Origin of the sequence: Paradevosia shaoguanensis, assembly GCF_016801025.1 — a bacterium.
Lineage (GTDB): Bacteria > Pseudomonadota > Alphaproteobacteria > Rhizobiales > Devosiaceae > Paradevosia > Paradevosia shaoguanensis.
Genome location: NZ_CP068983.1, coordinates 2,207,991 through 2,225,731 on the forward strand (window position 1 = coordinate 2,207,991; position 17,741 = coordinate 2,225,731).

General features: G+C 65.6%; 22 protein-coding genes. 6 read left to right on the forward strand and 16 right to left on the reverse strand.

The features are described 5' to 3' along the window. The first annotated feature begins 171 nt into the window (after positions 1 to 171). Together rsfS and rlmH are read left to right on the forward strand one after the other, a co-directional pair. On the forward strand, positions 172 to 498 hold the full coding sequence (gene rsfS / locus JNE37_RS10465) for a ribosome silencing factor (RefSeq protein WP_152571986.1): 327 nt from the start codon (positions 172 to 174) through the stop codon (positions 496 to 498). Positions 499 to 521: 23 nt separating this feature from the next. Continuing rightward, entirely contained in the window at positions 522 to 1,007 is a 486-nt protein-coding gene (gene rlmH, locus JNE37_RS10470) for a 23S rRNA (pseudouridine(1915)-N(3))-methyltransferase RlmH (RefSeq protein WP_203066196.1), read from the forward strand. Positions 1,008 to 1,019: 12 nt separating this feature from the next. Here rlmH and phnE (JNE37_RS10475) read toward each other — a convergent pair whose 3' ends face one another. From phnE (JNE37_RS10475) to phnF, 12 genes are all read right to left on the reverse strand, one after another. Further along, a complete protein-coding gene (phnE, locus tag JNE37_RS10475) occupies positions 1,020 to 1,871 on the reverse strand; it encodes a phosphonate ABC transporter, permease protein PhnE (RefSeq protein ID WP_182399197.1) in 852 nt (283 codons plus the stop codon). A 2-nt stretch (positions 1,872 to 1,873) separates the two neighbouring features. Further along, positions 1,874 to 2,785: a phosphonate ABC transporter, permease protein PhnE gene (phnE, locus tag JNE37_RS10480; RefSeq protein WP_203066197.1), complete on the reverse strand. Its 912-nt coding sequence runs from the start codon at positions 2,783 to 2,785 to the stop codon at positions 1,874 to 1,876. A gap of 62 nt (positions 2,786 to 2,847) precedes the next feature. After that, positions 2,848 to 3,771 carry a phosphonate ABC transporter substrate-binding protein gene (phnD, locus tag JNE37_RS10485; protein ID WP_203066198.1) on the reverse strand — a complete coding sequence of 308 codons (924 nt, stop codon included), beginning with the start codon at positions 3,769 to 3,771 and terminating at the stop codon, positions 2,848 to 2,850. A 38-nt stretch (positions 3,772 to 3,809) separates the two neighbouring features. Beyond that, positions 3,810 to 4,634, reverse strand: a complete 825-nt coding sequence (gene phnC, locus JNE37_RS10490) for a phosphonate ABC transporter ATP-binding protein (RefSeq protein WP_035038159.1) — start codon at positions 4,632 to 4,634, stop codon at positions 3,810 to 3,812. 104 nt (positions 4,635 to 4,738) lie between these two features. Beyond that, positions 4,739 to 5,920: an alpha-D-ribose 1-methylphosphonate 5-triphosphate diphosphatase gene (locus JNE37_RS10495; RefSeq protein ID WP_203066199.1), complete on the reverse strand. Its 1,182-nt coding sequence runs from the start codon at positions 5,918 to 5,920 to the stop codon at positions 4,739 to 4,741. Then, the gene (locus JNE37_RS10500) at positions 5,907 to 6,653 is read right to left on the reverse strand and encodes a phosphonate C-P lyase system protein PhnL (protein WP_203066200.1); all 747 of its coding nucleotides are present in this window, start codon (positions 6,651 to 6,653) and stop codon (positions 5,907 to 5,909) included. The genes JNE37_RS10495 and JNE37_RS10500 overlap by 14 nt, the downstream gene beginning before the upstream one ends. 8 nt (positions 6,654 to 6,661) lie before the next feature. Then, a complete protein-coding gene (locus JNE37_RS10505; protein WP_203066201.1) occupies positions 6,662 to 7,483 on the reverse strand; it encodes an ATP-binding cassette domain-containing protein in 822 nt (273 codons plus the stop codon). Beyond that, positions 7,480 to 8,394 (reverse strand): alpha-D-ribose 1-methylphosphonate 5-phosphate C-P-lyase PhnJ, encoded by a 915-nt coding sequence (locus tag JNE37_RS10510; protein WP_203066202.1) that lies wholly within the window; start codon positions 8,392 to 8,394, stop codon positions 7,480 to 7,482. Before JNE37_RS10510 ends, JNE37_RS10505 begins: the two co-directional genes overlap by 4 nt. Continuing rightward, entirely contained in the window at positions 8,391 to 9,479 is a 1,089-nt protein-coding gene (locus JNE37_RS10515) for a carbon-phosphorus lyase complex subunit PhnI (RefSeq protein ID WP_203066203.1), read from the reverse strand. The genes JNE37_RS10510 and JNE37_RS10515 overlap by 4 nt, the downstream gene beginning before the upstream one ends. Further along, positions 9,479 to 10,015, reverse strand: a complete 537-nt coding sequence (gene phnH, locus JNE37_RS10520) for a phosphonate C-P lyase system protein PhnH (RefSeq protein ID WP_203066204.1) — start codon at positions 10,013 to 10,015, stop codon at positions 9,479 to 9,481. Before phnH ends, JNE37_RS10515 begins: the two co-directional genes overlap by 1 nt. Further along, positions 10,015 to 10,470, reverse strand: coding sequence for a phosphonate C-P lyase system protein PhnG (gene phnG, locus JNE37_RS10525; RefSeq protein ID WP_203066205.1), 456 nt, complete (start codon positions 10,468 to 10,470; stop codon positions 10,015 to 10,017). Before phnG ends, phnH begins: the two co-directional genes overlap by 1 nt. Beyond that, positions 10,463 to 11,218, reverse strand: a complete 756-nt coding sequence (gene phnF, locus JNE37_RS10530) for a phosphonate metabolism transcriptional regulator PhnF (protein WP_203066206.1) — start codon at positions 11,216 to 11,218, stop codon at positions 10,463 to 10,465. The genes phnG and phnF overlap by 8 nt, the downstream gene beginning before the upstream one ends. Before the next feature lie 154 nt (positions 11,219 to 11,372). Here phnF and JNE37_RS10535 point away from each other — a divergent pair, with 154 nt between their 5' ends. Then, positions 11,373 to 12,095, forward strand: a complete 723-nt coding sequence (locus tag JNE37_RS10535) for a hypothetical protein (RefSeq protein WP_246513616.1) — start codon at positions 11,373 to 11,375, stop codon at positions 12,093 to 12,095. Here JNE37_RS10535 and JNE37_RS10540 read toward each other — a convergent pair. From JNE37_RS10540 to JNE37_RS10555, 4 genes are all read right to left on the reverse strand, one after another. After that, a complete protein-coding gene (locus tag JNE37_RS10540) occupies positions 12,092 to 12,541 on the reverse strand; it encodes a GNAT family N-acetyltransferase (RefSeq protein ID WP_203066207.1) in 450 nt (149 codons plus the stop codon). The two genes, JNE37_RS10535 and JNE37_RS10540, sit on opposite strands and share 4 nt — an antisense overlap. Before the next feature lie 5 nt (positions 12,542 to 12,546). Next, positions 12,547 to 13,227, reverse strand: a complete 681-nt coding sequence (locus tag JNE37_RS10545) for an outer membrane protein (protein WP_182399205.1) — start codon at positions 13,225 to 13,227, stop codon at positions 12,547 to 12,549. Between the two features lie 233 nt (positions 13,228 to 13,460). Beyond that, the gene (locus JNE37_RS10550; protein WP_203066208.1) at positions 13,461 to 14,093 is read right to left on the reverse strand and encodes a Vgb family protein; all 633 of its coding nucleotides are present in this window, start codon (positions 14,091 to 14,093) and stop codon (positions 13,461 to 13,463) included. A gap of 9 nt (positions 14,094 to 14,102) precedes the next feature. Further along, entirely contained in the window at positions 14,103 to 15,317 is a 1,215-nt protein-coding gene (locus JNE37_RS10555) for a helix-turn-helix domain-containing protein (RefSeq protein ID WP_203066209.1), read from the reverse strand. Positions 15,318 to 15,403: 86 nt separating this feature from the next. Here JNE37_RS10555 and JNE37_RS10560 point away from each other — a divergent pair, with 86 nt between their 5' ends. The 3 genes from JNE37_RS10560 (at position 15,404) to JNE37_RS10570 (ending at position 17,732) form a co-directional block, all read left to right on the forward strand. Further along, positions 15,404 to 15,664, forward strand: a complete 261-nt coding sequence (locus JNE37_RS10560) for a hypothetical protein (RefSeq protein ID WP_203066210.1) — start codon at positions 15,404 to 15,406, stop codon at positions 15,662 to 15,664. A gap of 79 nt (positions 15,665 to 15,743) precedes the next feature. Continuing rightward, on the forward strand, positions 15,744 to 16,445 hold the full coding sequence (locus JNE37_RS10565; RefSeq protein ID WP_203066211.1) for a DUF899 domain-containing protein: 702 nt from the start codon (positions 15,744 to 15,746) through the stop codon (positions 16,443 to 16,445). A gap of 72 nt (positions 16,446 to 16,517) precedes the next feature. Beyond that, positions 16,518 to 17,732, forward strand: coding sequence for an MFS transporter (locus JNE37_RS10570; RefSeq protein ID WP_035038129.1), 1,215 nt, complete (start codon positions 16,518 to 16,520; stop codon positions 17,730 to 17,732). Positions 17,733 to 17,741 lie beyond the last annotated feature (9 nt).

Genomic DNA, 17,741 nt, shown 5'->3' on the forward strand with positions numbered 1-17,741 from the left:
GAATGGGATAAAGCGCAATTCATACTGCACCCAAACCCCTTCGAACCCGAAACCAAGGAATGATCGACCATTCATGACCCATGCTCGTGAAGCAGGGGAAAAGGCCATTTGCTGATGACCACTTCCCCCAGACCATCCTTCGAACAGACTGCCGCCGCCGCGGAACGCCCCATGATCGACGTAATTCTTGAAACCCTTGACGATGCCAAGGCGGAGCAGACCGTTGCCATCGACATCACCGGAAAGTCCTCGCTCACCGACCATATGGTGGTGACGTCCGGACGTTCGCACCGACATGTCGGCGCTGTTGCCGACCAGGTGGAAAAGGCCCTGCGCGAGGCTGGCTACGGCAAGCCGCGTATCGAGGGCCTGCCCCATTGCGATTGGGTGCTGGTGGATGCCGGCGACGTCATCGTCCACATCTTCCGCCCGGAAGTCCGGGAATTCTACAATATCGAGAAGATGTGGCAGGCCGAATTCGCCGCCGACGCGCATTAAGCTTTCGCGTGACGGCATAAGTCATGCGAATCCAGATCGCCGCTGTCGGGCGCATGAAATCCGGGCCCGAGCGTGAGCTTGTCGCGCGTTATATCGAACGCGCCGTCGCCGGGGGCAAGCCCCTGGGGCTCACCGGGTTCGACGTTTCCGAACTCACCGAATCCCGGGCCGGCTCGTCCCAATCCCGCAAGGTCGAAGAAGCCAGGGCTCTGACCGCCACCTTCCCGCAAGGGTCGGTGGTGGTTGCGCTTGACGAGCGCGGCAAGGGCATCGGTTCGGAGGCGCTGGCCAATACGATCGCGCGCTGGCGCGACGACGGGAAAGCCGCCGTGAGCTTCGTCATCGGCGGGGCCGATGGGCTGGAGCCCGACTTCGTCAAACGCGCCGATCTCGTCCTGAGCTTTTCCCCGCTCACCTGGCCGCACCAGATGGTGCGGATCATGCTTGCCGAGCAGCTTTACCGCACCACCACCATTCTTTCAGGCCATCCCTACCATCGGGGTGACTAGCAGTCCGCGCCCTCAGGCGCGGCCGGCCTCGATGATGCGCGCGCGAATGCGGCGGCAGATATTGTCGATGATGGCGACGGTGACCAGGATCATCAGGATGATGAACGCCGCCTCGTGCCAGTTGTTGATGCGCATGCGGTCGGAGAGCTGAAGGCCGATGCCGCCGGCGCCGACGATGCCCAGGATCGTGGCCGAGCGGACGTTGGATTCGAAGAAATAGAGCACGTGGCTCATCATCACCGGAAAGACCTGCGGGAAGACGCCGAGGCGCACGATGTGCGGGCTTGAGCCGCCGGCCGCCTGCACGCCCTCGACGGGCTTCTTGTCCACGTTCTCGATGGCTTCGGCGAAAAGCTTTCCCAACACCATGACGTCGCCGACGGCGATGGCGAGGACGCCGGCGAAGGGCCCCAACCCCACTGCCGAGACGAAGATCAGCGCCCAGACCAGGCCGTCAATGCCGCGGAAGGCATCGTAGAAGCGGCGCAGTCCGAAGTGGAAGAGCCAGTTGGGAACGATGTTCTTGGCGCCGAGGAAGCCGAAGGGCACGGCGAGGACGGCGGCAATGATGGTGCCGAGAAAGGCCATCGCCAGCGTTTCGAACATTGCGTAGCAGTATTCCCATAGCCCGTCGCCCGGCCAGGGCGGCACCATGAGGCGGACGAGAACGCCGAGCTTGGAGAGCCCGTTGACGATGCGCATGGGGTTGGCATCGATCCACCAGAGCGTGAAGAGCACGGCGGCGGCGAAAGCCAGCCAGAGTGACCAGTCGCGCAGGCGCTGGGTGAGAGGACGGCTGAAGAGCTCGGGATTGCTGCGCTTGTAGCGATCGATATCGACGTGAGCGGTTGCTGTTGCCGGCATGGTTAGCTCCCCAGGGTCAGATCGTGGCCGATCAGGCGATGCCGGATGGTCTCGCAGATGACGTCGATGATCGAGGTGGTGATGATGAGCAGCAGCATGATGGCGCTGATGTCGGTGTATTCGAACTGGCGGATGGCAACGTAGAGTTCCTGGCCGATGCCGCCCGCCCCGACGATGCCGAGGGCGGAGGCGCCGCGGACATTGATCTCGAAGCGCAGGAGCAGGTAGCTGGCGTAATTGGGCAGAACCTGCGGGACGACGGCGAGACGCATTACTATCGGCCAGTTGCCCCCGGCGGCCCGTACACCATCGAGGGGGCGCTCGTCGACATTCTCGTTGACCTCGGCAAAGAGCTTGCCGAGGGAGCCGGCGGTATGGACGGCGATAGCCAGGACGCCGGCAAAGGGGCCGAGGCCGAAGGCGAAAACGAAGATCAGCGCGAAGACAAGTTCGGGCACGGTGCGGAAGAATTCGAGCGCCCGGCGCGCAGCGAAGTAGATGGCTGTGTTCTCGACGAGGTTGCGTGCGGCGGGGAAGGAGAGCGCCAGGGCGACGATGCCGCCGAGCACGGTGCCGATGAAGCCCATGAGAATGGTTTCGAACAGCAGCCGCAGCCAGAAGCGCAGGCCCCAGTACCAATCGGCAAGATCGGCCCAGAGCGTCTTTAAGGATAGCGAGGGCAGGGTGCCGGCTATGTAGTTCCAGGCCTTGGGCAGGCCCGTGATGAGGCCAGGCAGGTTGAAATCGCTGACGACGATCGAGATGGTCAGCGCCACCAGGAACAGGAGCGCATAGGCGCCGGTCCAGAAGAGGCGCACGCCCTGCTCCTGGCGGTAGCGCTGTTCGAACGCGGCGAGCCGCCCGTTCTGGCCGCCACCCGGAGACGGGCCGGATGCTTGTCCGAGCAATTTCATGTCAGTCCTCGTCAAAAACGAGGCCGGCGCACAGGGTTCTGCGCGCCGGCCGGTAGATTTGGTTATTTGGCCGCGTTGCGGCGACGATCCTGGGCGTTGTGCTCGGTGATGGCGATCACGTCGAGATAGTCTTCGTGCTTGGCCTCGACATAGCCGCTGGAGTCGCCACGGGTATATTCGGCGAAGCGGGCCGGATCCTTGGTCGGGAAGGCCATCAGCGCGGCCTTGAATTCATCCTGGAGTTCCTGGGGCAGGCTGGTCAGGATCATGACCGGGGTGTTCGGGATGACCGGGGACTTCCAGATGATGCGGGTCGAGCCCTTAGGGATCAGGCCCTTCTTTTCCATGGACTGGATGTTGCCGGCCGTCTCGTTGCGCCAATGGGTGGCGACGGCTTCGTAGGTGCCGTTGACGAGGGCCATCACGCTCTGCTCATGGCCGCCCGAGAAGGCGACGTCGCTGAAATACTCGTCGGCATTGGTGTTGAGCTGGGTCGAGAGATAGTAGGAGGGGACGGCGTAGCCGGAGGTCGAGTTCGGATCGGCGAAGGCGAAGGACTTGCCCTTGATGTCCTCGAGGGTCTGGTAGGGGCTGTCGGCGCGGACGGCGATGACCGAGTAATAGCCGCGGTCGCCGTTGGCATCGAGCGTAGTGGCGACCGGGGCAATGCCGTCGCCCATGATCTTGCGGGCCAGCGCGTAGGCGGCAGGGCCGACCGAGGCGATCTGGACGTGGCCGGAGCGCATGGCTTCGATCACGGCCGCGTAGTCGGTGCCGCGGATCAGCTTCACCGGCACGCCGAGCTGCTCGCTCATATAGTCGGCATAGGGCTGGTTGCGGGCGATGGCGTCGCTCTCGTTCTCGCCGGAGGACACGCCGATGGTGATTTCCGGATATTGCTCGCGCCAGTCAGCAGCGAGGACTGGATTGATGACGGCAGCCGACATCAGTACGGCCGCAAGGGTGCGGCGCACGAAAGTGAACATTGATTTGCTCCGATCTGACGGGTGAAGGAGAGCGGCGCTTAGTGCGCCGCCGCCATTTGCTGTCCCATGCTGGAGGCCAGCATGTGCGCGCCGATGGTCGAGGTCAGGGACTCGTCCACGGCGTTTTCGGTTTCATCGCCGTAGATCTCCTGGATCACACGGGCGGTGAGCTGTTCGGGGGAGCCGTCGAAGACGACGCGGCCATGGGCCATGCCGACGATGCGGTCACAATAAGCGCGCGCGGCGTCGAGCGTGTGCAGGTTGCAGATGACGGTAATGCGATCCTGCTGGTTGATGCGGCGCAGGGCGTCCATCACGAGGCGCGCATTGCGCGGGTCGAGCGAGGCGATGGGTTCGTCGGCCAGGATCAGGCTGGGGTTTTGCACCAAGGCGCGGGCGATGGCGACGCGCTGCTGCTGGCCGCCCGACAGCGTGTCGGCGCGCTGCAGGGCCTGCGGCAGGAGATCGAGACGGTCGAGCGCAAGGGCTGCGGTCGCGCGATCATCGGCCGGGAAATGCTTGAACATGACCGGCAGGGTATGGGCGGTGCCGATCCGGCCGATCAACACATTGGTGAGCACGTCGAGACGGTTCACCAGGTTGAACTGCTGGAAGATCATGGCGCAGCGGGCGCGCCAGGCGCGCAGCTCACGCCCGGAGAGTGTACCGACGCTGGTGCCCTCGAAGGCGATTTCGCCTTCGCTGGCGGGGATAAGACGGTTGATGAGGCGCAGGAGGGTGGACTTTCCTGCGCCGGACCGACCAATGACACCGACCATCTGGCCGGGCTCAAAGGTCAGGGACACGTTGTTTACAGCCAGCGTTTCCCTGAATGCTTTGGTCACGTTGCGCAGTTCGAGCATCTATCGGCCTCATGTGCTTGAATATTGCGGTGGCCGGCAATGCCGACTCCGCAGTTACTTTTCGCAGTAGACGAAGACTAGAACACGTCTGTGACAGTGTTAACTCATCCGAATGACGCCCGCGTGACGGGGATGGCGACCCCGCCATCCGAGTAAATCAGGCGGCCGCGGCTGAACGTGGCACGGACGTAGCCGACATCGCCGTCGTCGGCGATGATGAGGTCGGCGCGCAGGCCTTCGCGCAGTTCGCCGCGATCCTCCAGCCCGAGAACCCGGGCCGGATTGAGCGTGACGAGCCGGGCGGCGGCGGCGAGCCCGCCACGGTCGGCGCGGGCGAGGACCAGAACGGCCGGCAGCATGGCGGAGGGGTGATAGTCGGCTGCCAGGATATCGAGCACGCCTTCCTCATGGGCTTCGCGCGCCGAGAGATTGCCGGAATAGGACATGCCGCGCAGGGCGTTGGGAGCGCCCATGGCGTTGTAGAGACCGCGCGTGCGCGCCTCACGGGCAGCTTCGATGGTGACCGGGAATTCGCTGATCCGCGCACCCAGTTCCTGCATGAGGGCGACCTTGGCAATCGTATCGTCGTCGTGACTTGCCAGCGGCACGCCGTGGAGAGCGCAATGCTGGGAAATGGCCTTGAGCGTGGCGGCGAGGTCGCCGACGGTGCGCTTCTTTTCCTCGATGCGCGCCTGGACGGTGGCGGCGGCTTCATCGAGCGAGATGCCCTTGGCCTTGGCGACGTTGGCCAGGTGGATTTCAAGGTTGCGGTACTGGCCCTGTCCGGGGGTGTGGTCGCACAGCGAAATGAGGTCGACCGAACCTTCGGCAATGAGCTCCTGCACTACCGCGAGGGCGGCGGGGAAGGTGACTTCGAAGCGGGCATGGACCTTGTGATCGACCAGCAGGTGCTGGCGGTGGGCGCGCAGGGCGCGGATCATGGCGCTGGTATGGTCGTAGGAGCGCAGGTGCCCATAGGTCGAGCCGGGGCTGAAGGAGACGGCGGCATAGGCGGTGGTGACGCCGGTCCCGGCGAGCTTTCGGTCGAGGTCGCGCAGGCCCATTTCCATGGGCATGGGGACATTGGGGCGCGGCTCGAGTTCACGTTCGATCATGTCGCCGTGCATGTCGATCATGCCGGGCATGAGGATGAGGCCGTGGCCGACGACATCGGCATCGGCCACCGGCTCCTCACGGATTTCGGCGATCACGCCGTCCTCGATGCGCAGGGCGCCGCGGTCGATGACACGGTCGGCCAGGACCAGGCGGAAATCAGACAGCCACATGTTCTTCTCGCTCGCTTTCTTGCGTCTCGGATACGGGGCGGGTCGTCAGGTCGATCTCGCGGTCGATGAGGTCGGCGACGTCGCCGGGATGGTGGAAGACCCCGATCATGGCGACGCCTGCGGCCTTGAGGTCGGCCAGGCGGCGGACTAAGGCGCGACGCGCGCCGACATCGAGCGAGGCCGTGGGTTCATCGAGCAATAGCAGGCGTTGCGGCAGGACCAAAGCGCGGGCGAGGTTGACCTTCTGCTGTTCGCCGCCCGAAAAGGTGCTCGGATAGGCGCGCCAGAGTTCGGGGCGGACGCCGAATTCGGCGAGCCAGTGACGGGCTTCGCCGATGGCCTCGTCCTGCGTGCGACCGGCAAGGCGCAGCGGTTCGGCCACGATCTCTTCCGCGGCGACGCGGGGGCGCGCGTTGAGGAATTGCGTGACGAAGCCGAGCTCCTGGCGGCGGAGGAGGGCGATATCGACATCGGCGGCACGGGCGAGATCGATGTCACCGGAGCGCGAGCGGTAGAGGATGCGGCCGGAAACCGGCAGATAGCTGCGCCAGAGCGTGCGCAGGAGCGTCGACTTGCCTGCGCCGTTATGGCCGCGCAGTAGGATGAATTCGCCGGCCCGCAGGTCGAAGCTGATGTTCTCGAAGGCGTGGAGCGTGCTTTCGAGGTGGTGCATGCGGAAACGTTTGGTGAGGCCGTCTACACGCAGGATGGGCGGTTCGTTCTGGGTTTGCATGGCGGCCTCTAGAGCTTGGCGTGAACGAGTTGCTGGGTATAGGCGTGCTGGGGGTCCTGGAAGACCTGGTCGGCCAGGCCCTGCTCGACCACGCGGCCGCGCCGCATGACCATGACGCGGTCGGCCATGGTGCGGATGACGCCCAGGTCGTGGCTGACCAGTACCATGGTGATGCGACGATCACGCTGCAGGCGCTTGAGGGTATCGAGCACGAGGGCCTGGACGCTGACATCGAGCCCGGTCGTCGGCTCGTCGAGCAGCAGCAAGGCGGGTTCGAGCGCGATGGCCTTGGCCAGTTGCACGCGCTGTTGCATGCCGCCGGAAAGTTCGGCGGGGCGGGCATCCATGCGGGAGAGCGGGAATTCGGACGCGTCGAGCGCCTCGCGGGCGCGGGCGCGCAGGACGTCGAAACTGCGTTCTCCGGCGATGAGCAGACGCTCTGCGACGTTGCCGCTCGAGCTGTGGTTCATCAGCAGGCCCAGATGCGGATTCTGGTAGACGATGCCGATATGGCGGGCACAGAGCATGCGGCGCTGGTAGCGGTCGAGCGCGAACAGGTTGTTATCCTCGCGGCCGGGCAGGCGCAGGCTGTACTCGCCGCTGTCGGGCGTGTCCTCGAGGTTCATCATGCGCAGGAGCGTGGATTTGCCCGAGCCGCTTTCGCCGACGATGCCGAGCACTTCGCCGGGATAGACCGTGACGTCGACGTCGCGCAGCGCCTCGACGTCGCCGAAGCGGCGCGAGATCGAGCGCATGGTGAGGAGCGGCTCGGTCCGCATGAGCTGGGGCGGGGCCAGCAGGTCATGGGGGAGCGGAAGTTCGAGGCTCATTGGGACATCTCCCCGTTGCGATACCAGGTGGCGCCGATCTCGACGGCTTCGCCCTCGGCATGGCGGATGGCCTTGATGCCGAGATTGCTGTCGGAGACCTCGAAGGCGGAGGTGCCGTCGTCCTGCGGCAGCTCGTTCATGAAGTAGCCGGAAATGCCCGAACGGCGGCAGACGAGCTCGGCGTGGTCCTCAACGAGGTACGGGCGATCCGAGAAGACCAGGGGTTCGACCCGCGTATGGGGAGGCACCGCGAAGAGGCGTTTTTCGCGGCCAGCCGAAAGGAAGGTCAGGTGCCTGGCCATATGGAGCTTCGGGACGTCCCAGCGCGGAATGGGCGAGGGCGTCATGACGTGTCGGCCGTTGACGAGGCTGGGATAGGCCGCACCCTGCATGATGCGGCCCTTGCGGACGATCTGCTCGTAGAGCGTCAGCCACAGCTTGCCGTAATCGGCGTCGGCGTGCATCTGGCGGGCGATCGAGATATTGGGCTCGACCCCGCGCAGCGGCTCGGGATTGGGGACCTGCAGCACGAGGACCTGGTCCTCGTGCATCACTTCCTCGGGCACGCGGTGGCGCGACTGCACGATGGTGGCGGCAAGCGTGTCCCAGGTTTCGGCGGCGCCCGAGACGCGGCTTACGAAGCGGCGGATCGAGGCGGCGTTAACGCCGTCATCGGCACCCTGGTCGATGACCTTGACCACCGAGCGCGGGTTGACGAGCGTGAGGGTAACCTGGAGGCCGCCGGTGCCCCAGCCGCGCGCCATCGGCACTTCGCGGCTGGCATAAGGCATCTGGCAACCGGGCACGGCGATGGCCTTGATCATCTTGCGACGGATCTCGCGCTTGGCCGAGGCGTCGAGGAAGCCGTAGCTGGTGGCGGCCCAGGGACGGGTGAGGGCAGCAAGGCTCATAGCGCGGGTTCCTCCTGGGGGGCGGTAGTGACATTGGATGCGCTCATTGCGGCCTTCTTCGCCTTGGCGTCGCGCATGGCGTCGAGGATCGACTGGAAGGTCACGTAGTGCGGGAGCTTGAAGTGGATGCAGAAGCCCGAGGCTTCCACGCTCTCCGTGTGGTAGAGATAGAATTCCTCATGCACGGCCGAACCGACAGGAGCCTCGGCCGAGTTGAGATCGAGGGTCGCCGCGGCGATAACCTTGACCTCGTTCCAGCCGAAGGTGGCGGCAAAGCCGAGTTCGAGATATCCGCCCTTTTCCTTTGAGGTGACTTCTGCCTGGCTGACGCGGATGCGACCGGCCGAGAAGGCGGTGCCGCTCGGATGGCGCACGACGATTTCGGCCTCGGCGAGGCGCAGTTCGTTGACCGTCGGGTGTGCGTTGCCGTAGCCGCGCATGGCGGCATAACCGAGGGCCAGGACGCCGCCCGTTTCGGCGCGGGCCAGGCCCTGGAGGCGATGGGCGCGCGAGGCGGGGAAGAGCAGCGGTTCGCGGGTCAGGTCCGGGATTTCATCGAGTGGCACGGAATTATCGACGGCAGGCGCCACGAGGCCCTGCACGCGCTGCCAGTCGGCGAGCGAGGGCTGGCGAGCCGGAGCCGGTGTTTCCGCCGCTTCGACCGCGGGCGGATCGTAGGGGCGACCCTCGAGAACATCGGTGGCGAGGACGCGGTGGGAATAGTCGAGCGTGGGGCCCAGGATCTGGCCGCCCGGAATGTCCTTGAAGGCTGCCGAGATGCGGCGCTGGGTGAGAAGCTGCTCCTGCAGCAGTGGCTCGGCGATGGCGATGCGTGGCTGGGTGGTGCGCCAGGCGCGTAGCACCAGCACCGCCTCGGAAAGCTCGCCGCCGGTCTGGGCGAGCGCGAGGGCGGCGATGTCCTCATCATAGAGCGAGGCTTCGCCCATCACGCGATCGACGAGATAGGGCAGGGAGCGGCGGATCGACTGCACGCGGTCGAGGTCGATCTGGCCGAGATCCTGGCGGAACAGGCGCTCGGCCTGCTCGATGGCGCGCTCGCCACCGCGGGTTGCGACATAAGCCATCAGAGAACCTCCACCTGGGTCGAACGGGGAATGCCGATGACGGCGCGGCCATCGACGACGAAGAGCTCGAAGCCTTGCGGATAGGCACAGAGTTTCTGGCGAAGGGCCCAGAAGGCTGCCGGAAGTCCGAGCGCGATTTCACGCGTGCCTTCGATGCCTGGGCCCGAGAGGCGGAGTCGCTGGCCCTGACCGATCGCGGCGGTGACGACGAGTGTGGCGCCATCGTCGGGGTAGAGGGCGGAGCCGCAATTGAGGGCTTTGAGTTCGATGAGGCCATCGAGTTGGACAAGGAAGACGTGGTCGGCATCGGCCAGCGCTTCCGCGCGTTCGGCGCCAGTGCGGGCGATGAGCCCTGCGAGTTCGGCATCGTCCGCATAGGCGGTGCATTCGAGATCGAGAAAGGCCTCGATGATCGGGGCGAGACCGGATTCGGCCAGCTCGCGTTCCTCACCGGGGCGGGCCATGGACCACATCAGCGCTTCGAACGTGGCGTTGCTGCGGGCTTCCTCAAGATCGGGCGGGGCGACGGTCAGCATCAGAAGGTCTCCATTTCGACGCGCGTAGCCTCGACGCCGCGCATGCGCTCGGCATCGCGCTCAGCGAGGGCGGCTGCCTCGGTTTCGAGGAAGGTGGTGATGGCGGCAGTGGATCGGCCCGAGGAAAAAGCGAGATCGACGACGGCCATGGCCATGGCGCGTTCGAGGTCGCGGCCCGTGATCATGCCGTAGCCGACATTGCCGGCTTCGTCCGCGATGTGGGCTTCGCTGACCAGCACTTCGCCGAGATGGAAATCGACGTTCTCGACGGTATCGCGCATCGGCACCATGACGAGGCCCGTGCGGTTGGCGATGACGCGGAGATCGCCGAAGTCTTCCAGCACGCTCTCAGCCAGGGCCTTGAGGCCCTCAGGGCGCGAGCGAGCGAGGGTATCGAGGGCTTCGCCGTGGCCGAAACGGCCGGAGGCAGGGCTGCTGCCGCTTTCGTTAAACATCGTCGTTCCTTTCGGTGGCGAGGGGTTCGGACTGGGCGCTGTCGAAGGTGAACTGCACGCGGTCGCCGGCCCAGGCGCCTTCGGAGAAGCCAATCGGCCTACCCTCGGGGTCGACGTCCACCTTCTGGACGACGAGGACAGATTGGCCGGGGCGCAGCATGAGGAGGGAAGCTTCGTGCTCGTTGGCCGAGCGGGTGTAGATAGTGGTGCGCAGGCGCCGGTAATCGCTGATGCCGTGGGCGCGGTAGACCTCGGTGACCGAGACGCCGGCCTTGCGCTTTTCGAGCATGTCGGGGAAGCGCTCGGCATCGTGGTAGGACCAGCCCAGGCTGATCGGCAGGTCGTTGGCGAAGCCGCGTCGGCAGATGGCGAAGACCGGCGCGCCGACTGCAAGCCCCAGTGCGCGGGCGACGCGGATATCGGCAGGCATGCGGGTTTCGGCGAGACCCTGGCCCGAGGCGGCGAGGCCTTGGGAAAGCAGGTTTTCGCGGAAGCGTGTGCGTGGGCCGATGACGTAGTTGACCAGCGGCGCGCGCTCGACGAACGTGCCGCGACCGTGCTCCACGCGCAGCTTGCCCTCGGCCTGCAATGCGGCGAGCGCGCGACGCAGCGAATGGCGGCGCGTATTATAGAGCCGGCAAAGTTCCGGCTCGGCGGGCAGGCGCGTATCAGGGGCGAGACGCCCGTGGGCGATCTCCTCGCTGATGAGGTCCCGCGTTTCCTGCCATGTCTGACCCCGGCTGCGCATTTATGCCCTTGCCACTCATTCGGATGACGTGACCTAAGGCAGGTGCATGACGGGCCGGTGACGGCGATTATGCGGTTTTATGAAACCCGAAAGCTGGTGGAAAACCGGCTAGCCGCGCGCCTCGCTCGTGTATGGTGGCTCCCTCGCTAACGAGGTGCCTGGGAGGCGAAAACTGCGCAATCTCGACTTCAGTTCCTGGCAGAACCTGCTCGTCACGCTGATCGGGCTGGCGCTCTTCACGCTGATCGGCATCGGCATTCGCCTGCTGATCATGTTCACCATCCAGCAGCGGCGCGAGCGGATGAACCGGCAGATCAACGAGCGCCTGCGCACATTGATCGCGGCCTACAAAGTGCTCGGCGGCTCGTTTACCGGCAAGCTCACGGTCGATCCCACGCATCTACGCGACCTGCATCAGGCGGTCGAGGGTGTCGAAGGCGCCGAGGTGGCAGCGGGGGGCGAGGAGAGCGGCTCGGACCGCACGCGGCGCATACGCGATGCAGTCGAAGCGGCTCTCTCCGACATCATCCTGCTGGGAACCGAGGAGCATGTGCGGCTGGCCGAGAAGGCGGCGCGCGAGCTCGTATCGGGGCGCCCTGTGCAGACGCATGAATTGGTGGTGTCGTTGCGCGCCTTTATCCGCAAGGCGCTCGACCTCGACCCTATTCCAGGCGACCTCGAGATTCCGATGCAAGGCCCGACGCGGCCCGCCAGCGCGGGTGGCCGCGGCGGCGGGCGGGGCGATGGCGAAGGCGGCGGCGGTGGCCGCGGGGGAGGAGGCGGTGGCGGCGACGCCGGTGGCATGGGCGGCGGCGGCATGGGCGCCGGGCTGGGGAGCCTCGCCGATGACACCCCGCCGGTCGATCGCAAGCGTTAGGCCGGACGCCAGCCGTAATAGGTAACCGGGTGTCCGCTGCGCGGATGGGTATCGTGACGCAGGATCACGAGTCCGGCTTTTTCATAGAAATTGCGGGCGCGGGTATTGGAGGACGAGGTGAAGAGGGAAAAGCCTTCCGGCATCTCGGCCTTGGCATGGGCGAGCAGCGCCGAGCCTATACCGGCGCCGAGGGCGCCCGGGCGCACGAAAAGCTCGGCGAGAATAGCGGCCTCGGGCTTGAGTGCGAGGAAGCCGAGGACTTCGGCGTCGCGGACAGCGAGGGTGACCGACCAACTGGCGAGTTCGTCCTCGACGCGCCGGCGCAGGTCGGCAGGGCTCGGCATGGTCGGCGGGCCGACGCCCGGCAGGCTGGCACTTTCGTGCCAGATGGAAGCGATCGCATCCTTGTCGGACGCGACCGCCTTGCGCAGTACGAAAGTGGCCAAGAGGCCTAGAACTTGTAGTTGAGGCCGGCGCGGACCACGCTGAAACGCTGCGTGATGTCGCGGTTGCCAACCGGCAGGCCGTTATAGCTCTGTGTGCCGAGGTCGACGTAGAGATACTCGGCCTTGACCGAGATATTGTCGGTCGCCTTGGCTTCGAGGCCGAGACCGACCGTCCAGCCGAAATGGGTGGCCGACTGCGAGGTCGTGACATTGGCAGCGTCGGTGATGCTGGCCGTGCCGTGACCGGCAGCGAGACCGGCGGTCACATAAGGGAGCACCTGGCCGAACGGCACGCCGGCGCGAGCGCGCACGCTGCCGAAAGCATCGACCTTGGCCTCGAACTTGCCGGCCGCCGGATTTTCGCTGTAGCCGATATTGGCCCAGTGCAGGTCGGCTTCGCCGCCAAGGACGAAGCCGCCCATGTCGATATTGTAGCCAGCCTGTCCGCCCAGGGACCAGCCGCCGCTGTTGTTGTTAACATTTCCGCCGGCCAGCGCCGGATTGTTAATGGTCGTGCCCCAGCTATAGCCGCCGTTGATGCCGGCATAGAAACCCGACCAGTCCGATACCGGGCTGGCCGAATAGATGGTGGGGGCGGAACTCCCGCCATTCCACGCCAGATCGGCTGCCTGGGCCGTGGCGGGCAGCAGGAAAAGCGCGGAGAGCAGGATGCCAGTGTGCTTCATGATCGAACTCGTCGTGGGGGTCGAAACGATAAAATTTGACGGGAAAATCGACCCTAGACGTTAACGAGTGGCAAAGCGGAAAGGTTAACGGCACGGTTTTCCGATCACATCCAATTTAGGGGTGCTCGGGGAGGGATTTTTGCCACACGGCGTGGCTCGTGCAGTTATCCAAAACCAAACGCCCTCCCCAACGATGGCCGGGGAGGGGCTTGAGACGAACCACGAGGGGGTTTCTATCGCGGCCTGCGGATGGCGCGGATGCGGCCGCTGCTGCCGCCGCCGCAATAGAAGCGGTCGGCGCCGTCGGATTCGAGGCCCGAAACGCCCATGCCAGGCGGCATGTCGATGGTTTCGAGCGTCTCCCCGCTCTCAGGATCGAGGCGCACGATGGCGCCGTCATCGCCTTCCCAGACGCCATGCCAGAGTTCGCCATCCACCCAGGTGACGCCGGTGACGATGCGGTTGGACTGGATGGTGCGCAGCACCTTGCCGCTATCGGGATCGATCTGGTGGATGCGGTGGTCGCGCGGCTGGCCGACCCAGAGGGAGCCTTCGGCCCAGGCCAGGCCGGAATCTCCGCCGCCGCCCGGAGCCGGGATGGTAGCGAGGACCTTTCCGGTCGCCGGGTCGATCTTCTGAATGATGTCCTCGGCGATCTGGAAAAGGTATTCGCCATCGAAGGCCGTGCCGGCATGGGCCGGGACCTCGATGGCCCGGGCGGGCTGGGTGTCCGCCGGATCGAGTGCGCTCAACCTGTCTCCCGAAGCGAACCAGACATAGCGGCCATCGAAGGTGAGGCCGTGAACCTGTTCGGCGCCGGGGAAGGGGCCGTATTCCTGGATGAGTTCTGCTGTGTGCTTTTTCATGCCGCGATCCTAGCTGCCCGGAAACGGGCCCGGGAGTAACAAGGTTGTCGGGAAACCGGGTGGTGGCGTCATCCAGCGTCGCGCACGCCCCTGGCCGACCGATTGCACTTTGCCGGCCGATGCCAAAGCCTGGAGCGAGCGCTGGACCGTGCGTGGGCTGGTGCCCAATGCGAGGGCCAGGGCCGAACTCGACCAGGATTCGCCGTCGGCGAGAAAGGCGAGTACCGCCGCATCGGGATCCTCAAGGAGCGGGGCGAGCACGACGACCTCGCCCGCAAGGGGTTTCAATGCAAAGCCATCGTCGGTCGCGTTGATCTCGGCAAGGCCTGCTAGTTCGGCGCGCAGGCGACCGATCTCGACGCGCAGGCGAGCGCGATGGGATTCGTCGGCGTGGCGGGCACCGAAGGCGCGTGAGAGCAGGTCCGCGCGTGGCGCGTCGGCCGGCCAGGCTTCGGCCAGTGCGCGGGCAAGTGCGAAGAGAACCGGCCGGCTGGTGAGCGGCACGATGGTCTTGCCCTGGCGTACGACATTGCGGCCGGCATCGACGACCAGCACGTCGGTCTCGAAGAGCTGCTCGACTTCGGCGAGCAGGAGCGGGCGCTCTTCGCCGCGCGCGATGAGCCGCGCTGCAGGGGCCGCGAGAGCGCGCGCGATTTCTCCCACTTCAGCGGTGAGAGCCGGAATATTGGCGGCATGGGCGGCTGCTGCCGCCTTGGCCAGCGCTTCGCGCGCCCGCGCCGTGTGCAGGCGGCGGATGGCGATGCCGGCGGTGACCAGTTCGTGGGCAGCGCGCGCGGCCGGGGGCAGGGGCGTCGGGTCGAATCCCGCCAACAGCCTTTCGGCTTCGTCGAGCCGCCCGAGCAGTACGAGGCGTCGCACCTGGAGGTTCCCGGCATGGGCAACGTTGAGGTGGTCGCCATGGGCTTCGAGCGTGGCGCGGGCGGAGGCGAGGGCTTTTTCGGACCAGGCGAGGTCGCGCGAGACAAGCGCTATTTCGGCTTCGGCCAGCACGCAGCGGGCGCGGGCCATGGCCTCCCGCGGGCCGAAGGCGCGAGCCGCGCTTTTGAGCAGAGCTTTGGCGCGATCCAGGTCGCCCAGCTGCGCCATAGCGATGCCGCGCAGCGCCAATGCAGGCGGGTCATCGCGCAGCGCGACGCGGTTGAGCGCGCCAAGCGCATCGCCCACGGCGAGAGCCCGCGCGGCGGCGGTGATCAGCGAGTCCATCGGAATCCCGTCACACTTGTAACTCCCACCCCTTCTCCATCCGCGGCTACCCCAGAGAGGCAGACACACAGCACGGATAGCGAAAAATGACGATTTCCGTAACCGGAACAAGCAGTGGGCGGTTGGCCGGTATCGCCCGGAGGCTCGCCGATGGGCTCGGCCTTCTGGCGACGCCCGTCCTCCTGGTGCTGGCGGCCCTGGTCGCTCGCGACGGCTCCGACATGGCTGGAATGGCCGGGATGGCGGAGCCCTCCGCTCTCGGCGGTATGGCCGGAATGTATCTCGTCATGGCGGTTTTCCATGCCGGACCGTGGCTGCGGCTCGCGGGGCGAAAAGATTTTCGCTGAGGCGTGAGCAAAAGCGGCGGGACCGAACGACCAATTGGTGCCGCCACGGAGAAAACTGAGTTTTTCAAGGAGAAGATCAATGACCGATCGCCAGGTGGTGAGCCGCGAGAACTGGCTCAAGGCGCGCCTCGAACTGCTAGAGGCCGAGAAGGCGCATACGCACCAGCGCGAGGCGCTGACCCGCAAGCGCATGGCCATGCCGTGGGAGCGCGTAGAGAAAGACTACAGGTTCGAGGGGCCCAATGGTCCGCTCTCGCTCAGCTCGCTTTTCGAGGGGCGGTCCCAGCTCATCGTCTACCACTTCATGTTCGGCCCGGATTGGGAGCAGGGCTGCCCGTCCTGCTCGTTCTGGGCAGACAATTTCAATGGCATCCCGATCCATCTCAATAATCGCGACGTGACGTTCGTGGCGATCTCGCGGGCGCCGCTGGAGCGGATCGAGGGCTACAAGAGCCGGATGGGCTGGAGTTTCCCCTGGTTCTCCTCGAACGGGAGCGACTTCAACCGCGATTTCCAGGCGGCGGTGACGCCGGACGAGCTGGCTTCGGGTGTCGCCTATTACAACTACAAGGTTCAGCCGAACGGCGCCTCGGACATGGTGGGGATCAGCGTCTTCGCCAAGGACGAAGCGGGCGAGGTGTTCCACACCTATTCCTGCTATTCGCGCGGCGTCGAGATGGTCAACGGCGCCTATCACTACCTCGACCTCGTGCCCAAGGGGCGCAGTGAATCCGGCCTTGCCTACGACCAGGCCTGGGTGCGTCGGCACGATCAGTATTGAAGCACGGGAAGTTGAGAGCGATGCTGGCCGTTGGCTGGGCGCTCTCCACTTCCGCCCAACCGGAGACGCGTAATGACCAATTCACACTATCGCTGGGTGATCGTGGCGGCCGGCGGCCTTCTGGGCTGCGTCGCCATCGGCACCATGTTTTCCCTGCCCGTGTTCCTGCGCCCGATCGCCGAGGATACGGGCTGGTCGGTGACCGGGGTATCGGGCGCCATGACCATCGGCTTTCTGGCCATGGCCTTTGCCAGCATGGTCTGGGGCTCGCTTTCGGATCGCTGGGGCCCGCGGGCCATCGTGCTGACGGGCTCGGTGATCCTTGCCGCCGCGCTGGTGCTGGTGAGCTTCTCGGCCTCGCTGATCCAGTTCCAGCTTCTCTTCGGCCTTATCGTGGGCGCCTCGGCGGCAGCGGTCTTCGCGCCGATGATGGCCTGCGTCACAGGCTGGTTCGATACGCAGCGAAACCTTGCGGTGTCGCTGGTTTCGGCCGGCATGGGCATGGCGCCCATGACCATGTCCCCGCTCGCCGCCTGGCTGGTCTCGACCTACAATTGGCGCATCTCGTTCCTGGTGCTGGCGGCAATCGCGGCGGTGGTGATGATCCCGGTTTCCTTTCTGGTGCGGCGACCGCCGGCGCTCGAGGCGATGAAGGCGGCGGGCGCGAGCGGAGCGGCGCCGGCCATGTCGATGACGGTCAAGCAGGCGGTGCGCTCGCCGCAATTCATCATCCTGCTCCTCACCAATTTCCTCTGCTGCGCCACCCATTCGGGGCCGATCTTCCACACGGTGAGCTATGCCATCAGCTGCGGCATCCCGATGATCGCGGCGGTCTCGATCTATAGCGTCGAGGGACTGGCGGGCTTGGGCGGACGCGTGGCGTTCGGCATCATGGGCGACCGGTTCGGGGCCAAGAACATCCTCGTCATCGGGCTGCTGGCGCAGGCCTTCGGCGTGCTGTCCTATGCCTTTGTCAGCCAGCTCGGCGCCTTTTATGCGGTGGCCGTGGTGGTGGGCTTTATCTATGCCGGCATCATGCCGCTCTATGCGGTGCTGGCGCGTGAAAACTTCCCCTTACCGATGATGGGTACGATCATCGGCGGCACGGCGATGGCAGCAAATCTGGGCATGGCGACCGGGCCGCTTACCGGCGGGCTGATCTACGACAATTTCGGCAGCTATGTGTGGCTCTATGTCGGATCATGGGGCATCGGGATCGGGGCGTTCCTCATCTCGATGACGTTCCGTCCGTTCGCCAAGCCGCAGGGTAAGATGGTGGCCGCGTAGGGGTCGATC